Annotated in this window: 8 protein-coding genes; all 8 read left to right on the top strand. The window is 38.6% G+C overall.

The genetic code is table 11. The features are described from left to right. Positions 1-269 precede the first annotated feature (269 nt). The 8 genes from nadA to E7276_RS13335 all read left to right on the top strand — a co-directional run bounded on the left by nadA (position 270) and on the right by E7276_RS13335 (position 10,328). A complete protein-coding gene (gene nadA / locus E7276_RS13370; RefSeq protein ID WP_294218580.1) occupies positions 270-1,178 on the top strand; it encodes a quinolinate synthase NadA in 909 nt (302 codons plus the stop codon). A gap of 52 nt (positions 1,179-1,230) precedes the next feature. After that, positions 1,231-2,535, top strand: a complete 1,305-nt coding sequence (locus E7276_RS13365; RefSeq protein WP_294218577.1) for an L-aspartate oxidase — start codon at positions 1,231-1,233, stop codon at positions 2,533-2,535. Next, entirely contained in the window at positions 2,535-3,386 is an 852-nt protein-coding gene (gene nadC, locus E7276_RS13360) for a carboxylating nicotinate-nucleotide diphosphorylase (RefSeq protein WP_294218573.1), read from the top strand. The genes E7276_RS13365 and nadC overlap by 1 nt, the downstream gene beginning before the upstream one ends. A 25-nt stretch (positions 3,387-3,411) precedes the next feature. After that, positions 3,412-3,942: a transcription repressor NadR gene (locus E7276_RS13355; protein WP_294218571.1), complete on the top strand. Its 531-nt coding sequence runs from the start codon at positions 3,412-3,414 to the stop codon at positions 3,940-3,942. Positions 3,943-4,085: 143 nt separating this feature from the next. Further along, entirely contained in the window at positions 4,086-4,760 is a 675-nt protein-coding gene (gene ung, locus E7276_RS13350; protein ID WP_294218569.1) for a uracil-DNA glycosylase, read from the top strand. A 130-nt stretch (positions 4,761-4,890) separates the two neighbouring features. Further along, on the top strand, positions 4,891-7,335 hold the full coding sequence (locus E7276_RS13345) for a response regulator (protein WP_294218566.1): 2,445 nt from the start codon (positions 4,891-4,893) through the stop codon (positions 7,333-7,335). Between the two features lie 18 nt (positions 7,336-7,353). Next, entirely contained in the window at positions 7,354-8,118 is a 765-nt protein-coding gene (locus E7276_RS13340; protein WP_294218564.1) for a response regulator, read from the top strand. A gap of 146 nt (positions 8,119-8,264) precedes the next feature. Then, positions 8,265-10,328 (top strand): methyl-accepting chemotaxis protein, encoded by a 2,064-nt coding sequence (locus E7276_RS13335; RefSeq protein WP_294218561.1) that lies wholly within the window; start codon positions 8,265-8,267, stop codon positions 10,326-10,328. Positions 10,329-10,351 lie beyond the last annotated feature (23 nt).

Below are 10,351 nucleotides of genomic sequence, written 5' to 3'. Positions count from 1 at the left end.
CAGACATGAGAAAGACACATGCTAATAAAAGATGCGAGTCTTTGCATATTAGGAAAACGAAATATTCTTGCGAAGTGTTGCCACTAGGGGCGGGCCGGCAGGTAGGAGCCAGGAAGGGGCATAGGGGAGACTAAGGCCAGCATGGGGCAGGGGCCTTGGCAAGGACAGAAGTGGGAGGTGGCTATACTGCTGTCTTGTCAGTAGACTATACAAGTGCTACAATATGTGTCAATGATTTAGAAGCACTACCGGAAAAAGGAGAATATGATATGAGTAACTTGGTAGAAGAGATTGAGCAGCTTAAGAGGGAGAAGAATGCAGTAGTGCTGGCACACTACTATGTGAATGACGAGGTGCAGGCCATAGCTGATTATATTGGCGATAGTTATTATTTGGCTAAGGTTGCAGTAGGACTTAAGGAGAGCACGATTGTTTTTGCTGGAGTTAAGTTTATGGGTGAGTCTGCAAAGATTCTTAATCCTGAGAAGACGGTTTTGATGCCAGATGAGAAGGCTGATTGTCCTATGGCGCATATGGCAGAGGTTTGGCGTATTGAGGAAGTGAGAAAGGAATATGATGATGTGGCGGTGGTTTGCTACATTAATTCCACTACGGAGCTAAAGGAGCATGCGGATGTGTGTGTGACTTCTGCTAATGCTATGAAGATAGTTAGGGCACTTCCTAATAAGAATATTTTCTTCATACCTGATGAAAATTTGGGAAGGTATATTGCGAAGCAAGTGCCTGAGAAGAATTTTATTTTTAACGATGGATTTTGTCATGTTCATAAGAATGTGACTGCAGAGATGGTGAAACGTGCCAAGGAAGCTCATCCTGAGGCAGAGGTGCTTATTCATCCTGAGTGTACCTTGGATGTTTTGGAGTTGGCGGACTATATTGGCAGCACTTCGGGGATAATCGATTATGCTACTAAGTCTGATAAGAAGGAATTCATTATTTCTACAGAGCTGGGCGTGCTTTATCAGTTGAAGCAGAAAAATCCTGATAAGACATTTTTCTCAGCAGGTGGCGTGCAGATATGCCCAAATATGAAAAAGGTAACTCTTGAGAAGGTAAGAGATTGCTTGAGAGATGGTACTGGGGTAGTTGAAGTAGATGAAAAAACAAGAGAGGGATCTTTGCAGGCACTTAGCCGTATGCTAGAGCTTGCAAAGTAACAATAAGACTTGGAGCGTTGGATGAGCTTCAGGTAGATTGTGGGAAAAGATTATGGATAAATATGATGTAATTATAGTTGGTAGCGGTGTGGCAGGATTGTTTTGCGCACTTAGCTTGCCAAAGGAAAAAAATATTTTAGTTATTTCAAAGGATGCTCTGGATGGATGCGATAGCTTTTTAGCCCAGGGGGGCATCTGTATGCTGAGAGATGAAGCAGATTATGATGCTTATTTTGAGGATACTATGAGAGCAGGCCATTATGAGAATCGAAAAGAGTCTGTGGAGATAATGATTCGAAGCTCTCAGGATATTATAAAGGATTTGGTTGGTTATGGAGTAGAGTTTGATAAAAAGGATGGAGAGTTCCTTTTTACAAGAGAGGGAGCTCACTCTAATAATAGAATTCTTTTCCATGCAGATGTTACTGGAAAAGAGATTACCAGTAAGCTTCTTGCCAGGGCAAAAGAGAGGGGAAATATTACCCTAAAGGCCCATACAACCATGGTTGATTGGGTGTGCCATGATAATGTTTGTTACGGTATTGTTGTGGCAGATATGGATGGTAAAACCACAGCTATTCAGGGAGATGTTACGGTGCTTGCTTGTGGTGGTCTTGGGGGAGTTTATCCACATTCTACTAACTTTAGACATATTTCAGGAGATGCACTGGCTCTTGCAATGTATCATAACGTAAAGCTGGAGAATTGTGATTATGTTCAGATTCACCCTACCACATTGTATTCACAGCAAAGCGGTAGAAGCTTTTTGATTTCGGAATCAGTTAGAGGCGAGGGAGCGGTGCTTCGTGATAAAAATGGAGAGCGCTTCACAGATGAGCTTCAGCCTAGGGATGTGGTAAGTAAAGCAATATTTGCCAAAATGAAGGAACAGAATACAGAGCATGTTTGGCTTGATTTTTCGCCAATTCCAGAGGAAGAGATATTAAATCATTTTCCTAATATCTATGCTAGATGTAAGCAGGCAGGTTATGACCCTTTAAAAACATGGGTGCCTGTTGTGCCGGCACAGCATTATTTTATGGGCGGAATATACGTAGATAAGGATTCTAAAACAACTATGGAGCAGCTTTATGCAGTTGGTGAAACTAGTTGTAATGGCGTTCATGGCAGAAATAGATTGGCAAGTAATTCACTTTTGGAAAGCTTGGTGTTTGCAAAGAGAGCAGCAAATGATATCGTAAATACGAAGTCATTTAAGAGAAGTGATAATTTTGAAAATCTTGTAAACATGGATGGCTACGAGGATTTGCCATCCATAATGGAAAACTATCATGCAATGGTAGTAGGAGAAATTAAAAAAGAAGAATATATGAGAGCCAAGAAGGAGGCTATGTAATGAACAATATAACAATGACATTAAATGCAGATGAGCTTATTAAAATGGCTCTTAGAGAAGATATTTCCAGCGAGGATGTAACAACAAATGCTGTTATGCCAGAGGCTCAGCCTGGTGAAGTTGACTTGATTTGTAAAGAAGATGGAATCATCTGTGGTATGGATGTATATGAGCGAGTATTCAAAATTTTGGATGAGGCTACAGTAGTTGAAAAATATGTTAAGGACGGAGAGACTGTTAAAAAGGGACAGCTTATGGCCAAGGTAAAAGGCGATATCCGTGTACTTTTATCAGGAGAGCGAGTTGCTCTTAATTACCTTCAGAGAATGAGCGGAATTGCTACATACACAAATCAGGTAGCAGGCTTGCTAAAGGGCAGCAAAACAGTTTTACTTGATACTAGAAAGACAACTCCAAATATGAGAATCTTTGAAAAGTATGCAGTTAGATGTGGTGGCGGCCAGAACCATCGTTACAATCTTTCTGATGGCATTCTTTTAAAGGATAATCATATTGGAGCAGCAGGTTCTATCACAAAGGCAATTGAGATGGCTAAGGCCTATGCACCATTTGTTAGAAAGATTGAAATCGAAACAGAGACACTTGATCAGGTAAAAGAAGCTGTCACAGCTGGAGCAGATATTATCATGCTTGATAATATGGATGTTGCAACAATGAAAGAAGCTGTTAAAATAATTGATGGCAGAGCAAAGACAGAGTGCTCTGGAAATGTTACAAAGGAAAATATTTCAAATATCATAGATAGTGGAGTTGATTATGTATCAAGTGGTGCTCTTACACATTCTGCACCAATCCTTGATATATCTATGAAAAATTTACACGCAATTTAATGATTATTAAACAAGAGGATAAAAAATGGACGGACAGACTCGAAGACAAAAATTAATAGAGATAGTCAAGAAATCTGATAAGCCAGTTTCAGGTACAACCCTTGCATCCCTGCTTAATGTTAGTAGACAGGTAGTGGTCACAGATATTGCCCTCATTAGAGCCAATGGAGTTGATATTATTTCTACCAACAGAGGCTATATCGTAAATGCGGATAATAAAAAGTGTTCACGTGTGATAAAATGTCGTCATAGTGATGATGAGATTTTAGATGAGCTGTTTACAATTGTGGACAACGGTGGTACTGCTGATAATATCATCATCAATCATAGATATTATAATCGTCTTGAGGCTCCACTTAATGTGCATTCTAGACTTGATGCCAAAGAATTTATGGAAGCAATCAAAAGTGGAAAATCAAAATCCCTTAGTTCTGCAACTAGTGGCTATCATTATCACACAATCAGTGCCGACAGCGAAGCTGCCCTTGATATTATTGAACAGGAGCTGAAGGAAAAGGGCTATTGGTTACCGCTAGACGATTGGATTTTAAAATGATTTAGCGAATTCTAAAACGACTAAGCGAATTTTAAAACAAATAAGCAAGTAGTTAATAAGCTCTGAGGTCACTTAAGGGAGACGTGTTAGTCGACCGGAGTGACTTCAGGCTTGTTAACGTAACTTGCGTATAGGAGATTAAAATGTCAGCGATAAGCAATGATTGGTTGGAGCCATTGTCTCCAGAGTTTAAAAAGCCTTATTATAGGGACTTATACGAAACTGTCAAAGCAGAGTATTCTAAGGGCCCTGTATATCCACCATCAGATGATATATTTAACGCCTTTGATTTGACACCATTATCACAGGTAAAGGTAGTTATCATAGGACAGGATCCATATCATGAACCGGGCCAGGCTCATGGACTATGCTTTTCAGTAAAACCGGGGGTAAAGACACCACCTTCACTTGTTAATATCTATAAGGAATTAAATGATGATTTGGGCTGCTATATACCAAACAATGGTTATTTGGAAAAATGGGCAAAGCAGGGTGTACTCATGCTTAACAACGTACTTACAGTTAGAGCACATCAAGCAGCTAGCCATGCAGGCATTGGTTGGGAAAAGTTTACTGATGCAGTAATAGATATTTTAAACAAACAGGATAGACCAATAGTATTTTTACTTTGGGGCTCTCCGGCTGCAAAGAAATGCGCAAAGCTAAACAACCCAAACCATTTGATTTTAAAAGCGCCTCATCCATCACCACTTTCGGCTTATAGAGGCTTCTTTGGATGCAAGCATTTTAGTCAAACTAATGAGTTTTTAAAGTCAAAAGGATTGGAGCCTATTGATTGGCAAATCGAAAATATGTAAAACAACAAAAAAACACAGAAAATTCATTAATAATTATGCCGTTTTCCTTGTGAAAATGGCATTTTTATTTTAGTATTTATCTTAGGATATTGTGCGAAACATACAGTTTTTATTGACTTGGGGCGGAAAATTGAAAAAGTTAAAAGCATTAAGAAAAAGATTCTTTGCCCAAGATTTACCAACAGATTTAGTACTTTTTAATATTATTACAATTGTTGGTTTTCTGGGCGGATTAATAACGATACCATTTAATCTGATAAACGGCATTTCTGCTGCTCTTTCAGCGGTTATTATTGTTGCTGTAATCATTGACGGAATGTGTATATATATGGCCAATTTTAAAAATCGCCTTAAAAATAGTACTATTGCGGTTTGCTTTGTAGTTGGAATTGGTCTTTTCCCAATAATGTTCTTTGTTACTGGCGGTATCAACAGTGGTATGGTCTGCTGGTTTTCTATGGGTATTGTTTTCATATTTATGCTACTGGATGGCATGGATTTTGTTTTCATGCTGCTTACTGATGTGGCAATTGTAGTAGGCTGCTACGTAGTTTCTTATTTTCATCCAGAATATGTTGTACAGCTAGATTCACGTAAAAGTGTATTCTTTGATGTTATTCAATCTATGCTGGTTAGTGCCTTGGCAGTAGGTGCTATTGTTAAATTCCAAAAGAATATTTATGATCGTCTTTATAGACAGGCTTCAATAAATAATGACGATTTGCTAGAGAAAACATTACAGGCAAAAAAGGCTGAAAAGCAGGCACAGTCAGCTACAGAAGCAAAGAGTAATTTCCTTGCCAATATGTCCCATGAAATCAGAACTCCTATCAACACCATTATGGGTATGGATGAAATGATTTTGCGAGAAACCTCTGAAAAGGTGGTTGAAGAATATGCTCTTGATATCAAAACTGCCTCGCAGAATCTTCTTTCTCTTATAAATGACATTCTTGATATTACTAAAATTGAATCAGGTAAAATGGGAATTGTTAAGGGCGAATATGCTTTTATGAGCCTTATGCATGATGTTCTTAACAATGTTACTCTCAGAGCGAAAGAGAAAAATCTTGAGTTAAAATTAAACATTGATTCTCGAATCCCATGTAATATGTTGGGAGATGATATAAGAATCAAACAAATATTAACAAATATTATTACAAATGCGGTAAAATATACAAAAGAAGGATATATTGAAATTTCTGCCACAGTGCAGAATCAATATGATGATTTTGTTGAACTGACATTTGCAGTTAGAGATACAGGTATTGGAATCAAACAAGAGGATATCAAGCGAATGTTTGAATCCTTTGAGCGTTTAGAGGTTAACCGCAATAGAAATATTGAAGGTGCCGGTCTTGGAATGACTATTACTCAGAATCTTCTTAAGATGATGGGCAGCACTTTAAATGTAGATAGCGTTTATGGAAAGGGCTCTATATTCTCATTTACCATATCTCAAGAGGTAATAGACGAAGAGCCAATTGGAAACTTCGGGCAAAAGCTTAAGCAGCTTACTTCAAATTACGAGTACAGCACAAGCTTCGAGGCTCCAAATGCTCATTTCCTTGTTGTAGATGATAATACAATGAATCGCAAGGTTTTTGTGGCTTTGTTAAAGGATTCAAAAGTAAAAATCGACGAGGCAGCAAGTGGTGCAGAATGCTTGACCAAGATTAAGCAAGAGCATTACGATATGATATTCCTTGATCACATGATGCCAGGTATGGACGGTATAGAAACGTTCAGGGCCATGGCTTCATTAGAAGGCAACAAGTGCTTAGGTACACCTGTTATCGCCCTTACTGCTAATGCTATTGCAGGTGCCAAGGAACGATATATGACTATGGGCTTCCATGGCTTCCTGTCCAAGCCTATTGTGCCAGCTCAGCTGGAAAAAATGATTCGTGATTTCTTGCCAGAAGATTTACTTGAGTACCATGAGCCAGATGCTAAGGATGAGGCTAGAAAAAATAGGGTAAAACAAGTAGAGCTTCCTGACATAGAAGGCATAGATTGGAATTATGCATTGCTTCATTTTCCAGATGCAAATCTGGTCTATCAAACAGCGGTAGATTTCTACGATTCTATTGGCTATGAGAGGGATGAAATCCTCAGATATTATAATGAGCTTGAAGAAAATGATTCACTTGAGGATTATCGCATAAAGGTTCACAGCGTTAAAAGCATGTCTAACACCATTGGAGCAGTTTCCCTTGGTGGTTTGGCGAAAATGTGTGAGTTTGCTGCAAGAGATGGTAATGTTGATAGAATCAAGGTTCTTACACCTATCCTTTTAGAGGAGTTGGACAACATGAAATCTAGAATGTCAGTACTTGCATCTGAAATCGAAAAACCAAAGATGGAAGATATGGATGAGCTATTTGCACTGCTTGAAATGCTCAAAATGTCATTGCTTACTCATGATACAGAACAGTCTGATAACATTATGAAGCAGATAATGACATATTCTTATGAAACTCAAATGCAAGAACGTATAGACCAACTTAACCTTCATATAGTAAACTTAGAAGATGAAGAAGCATTACAAGAAATAAACGAACTACAAATGTAACGACTAAGGAGAATATTCATGCGCAAAATACTTATTGTAGGAGATTTTACAAACGATACATCGGATGTTAATTCGTTTTTAGCACAACATTTTCATACTCAGCTTTGCACCAACAGTGCCAAAATAGTAAAAAGTATGCTTAAACTGTATACTCCTGATTTGGTGCTTATGGACATAGATTGTTTAGATTTGAGTGACGAGGATATTTTCCAGGTGCTTCAGGAGTACAATTCTCAGCTGCCAGTCATTACATATGGAAAAGAGACTAATAAGCAAATGTTTATTTCTTATTACTACTCAGGTCAGTGCAAGCATATTCAGCAGGCTAGCCGAGAGGTTGTAATCAAAGCAATCTGCAAAGAATTTAATATGAATGCAGATGCAATTTTAAATGCGGTAGTTGAAACAGATAAGCGCCACATTATTGTTGTAGACGACAATCCTGTTCTTCTTAGAAATATGCGCAATATGCTTCAGGATAAATATAGAGTTACACTTGCCACATCTGCAGCTCAATGTATGAAGGTTATGGGACAGGACAAACCTGATTTAATTATTCTCGATTATGAAATGCCTGTTGTAGACGGTAAGCAGACACTGGAGATGATTAGGGCAGAGCAGGATTACAAGGATGTTCCAGTTATTTTCCTTACAGGTATAGCTGATAAAGAGCATGTTGATGCTGTATTGGATTTAAAACCAGCAGGTTATTTTGTTAAACCGCCAATGCAGACTAAAATTATCAACGCAATTGAAAATATCTTCTTAAAGCAAGAGGGGTAATCAACAGGATATTCTAAGGCGTGCAGTACGTTACTGTACGTCTTTTTTTATACAAATCCCCATTTTTCAATGAATTTTCACAGCTATGTATTACTATGAGGATAATTACACATTAATCGGGTTTAATGTTCGGAGGGGATTTAGGTATGAGGTTTAAGAAAATTGGAACCAAAATGCTTGTAACAATTTTACCTATTATGGTAATTGCACAGGTGATTTTGACAGTTATTTCCGCTATTTCAAGTAATAACCTTGTTGATGAAAAAACTCAACAGGCTATGGAAGCAGAGCTTAGAGCTAATATTTCAGAAGTAGATGGTTATCTCAAGGAAGTTGAAATATTGGCAGAATCAATTTCAGTTGTAGTAGCTGATTCTTACCAATATACCGTCTGGGATGATTATCAGGTTATGCTGGCAGATTTAATTAACACCAACGACATAGTTCTTGGAGCTGGTCTTTGGTTTGAACCTTATGCATTTGATCCCGAGCAGCAATACTATGGTCCATATGTAATGAAGGATGGCTCTGATATAGTCACCACATGGGAATATAGCAATGCAGAGTATGATTATTTCAATCAGGAATATTATACAAACGCTATGAGCGCAGATGGACCAATGATTACTGACCCATATTATGATCCAACATCTGAAACAATTATGTCTACCTGCTCAACTCCAATTATTGTAAATGGAAATAAGATTGGTTGTATTACAGTAGATATTGAGCTTTCAGCTATCACAGATATTATTGCTAACGTTAAGGTTGGAAAGAGCGGTGTTGGTATTTTAACAGCCTCAGATGGTTTATTAATAGCTGGACATGATGAAGAAATGGTTCAGTCTGGTGGATATATCACAGAGGATGCCAACGCTTCATTTGCTGCAATGGCAACAGAAATCCTTGCCAATGCATCTGGAGAAACAAGCTACAAGGACGGCTCTGATGAATACAAGGTTTACTATTCAACAATCGAGGATACAGGTTGGAAATTGCTAGTGGCTATCAAGGCATACGAGCTTATGCAGCCAATTTATCTACTGATTAATAAGCTGGTAATTATCTGTGTAGTAGCTTTAGTAATAGCAATAATCATAATTATTATTGGAATCGGTGGCGTTGCAAAGACTATTCGTAGAGTTCAAAAATTTGCAACAGAATTGGCCGGTGGTGACTTTACCGTTGATAGACTAAACGTAAAGGGCCGCGACGAACTTGCAGTTATGTCTAATTCCCTCAACGACATGTACGGAAACAACAAGGGCGTAATCCAAGCTATTGCAGATTACTCTGTAGATATTAGTGATTCCAGCGAACGACTTAAGAATTCTGCTGAAGAATTAAAGGTAGAATTTGACAAGATTGTGGAAGTAATGGCTGATGTAAATTCTGATATGATGAATTCTTCTGCAGCCACAGAAGAGCTTTCAGCATCAGTAGACCAAGTAGCCAACTCTGCAACAGACCTTAATGATGAAACAAAGAGCAGCTTAGAATTAGCAAAGGATATTCAAAAGCGTGCAGCAGAAATCGGAAAGAATTCACAGGAAGCTTTCGATAAGTCGGAAACACTTAAAGTAAGCTATGAAACAAAACTAGAAGAAAGTATTGCACAATCACAGGTTGTGGAGAACATAGGCGAAATGGCAAGTGTAATTGCCGACATTGCAGACCAAATTACATTGCTTTCCCTCAATGCATCCATCGAGGCTGCACGAGCTGGTGAGCAAGGTAAGGGCTTTGCAGTAGTTGCCACAGAAATTGGTAAACTGGCAGGCCAAACAACCGACTCAGTTGAAAAAATCCAGGAAACAATCTCTGGAATTCAAGATGCATTTGAAGGACTTGCCACAAACGCAAAATCCCTTCTTGATTATGTATCAAACACAGTAACACCAGACTACAAGAACTTTGTAGACGTCGCCGAAAGATACGGACAGGATGCTGAATCAATCCGCATGTCTTCTGAAAAGCTTTCAGAAATGACTGAAGGTATCCAGAACATCATGAGCGAGGTTCGTCTTGCCATCCAAAACATTGCGGAAGCAACACAAAATACCGCAGCCAACAGTGGACAGGTTACCGACGAAGTCGACGAACTTGCCGAAGTTGTTGGCGGCATCAACGAAATGTCCGATTCACAAAACGACATCGCACGAGAGCTATCCAACGTTGTTAGTCAGTTCAAATTAGGAGATAAAGAATAATTATCTTCCGGGGAGCTGTTCTT

It is taken from the genome of Pseudobutyrivibrio sp., assembly GCF_015057185.1.
In the GTDB taxonomy this organism is placed as follows: Bacteria; Bacillota; Clostridia; order Lachnospirales; family Lachnospiraceae; genus Pseudobutyrivibrio.
This window is presented reverse-complemented; position numbering and strand designations above follow the sequence as displayed.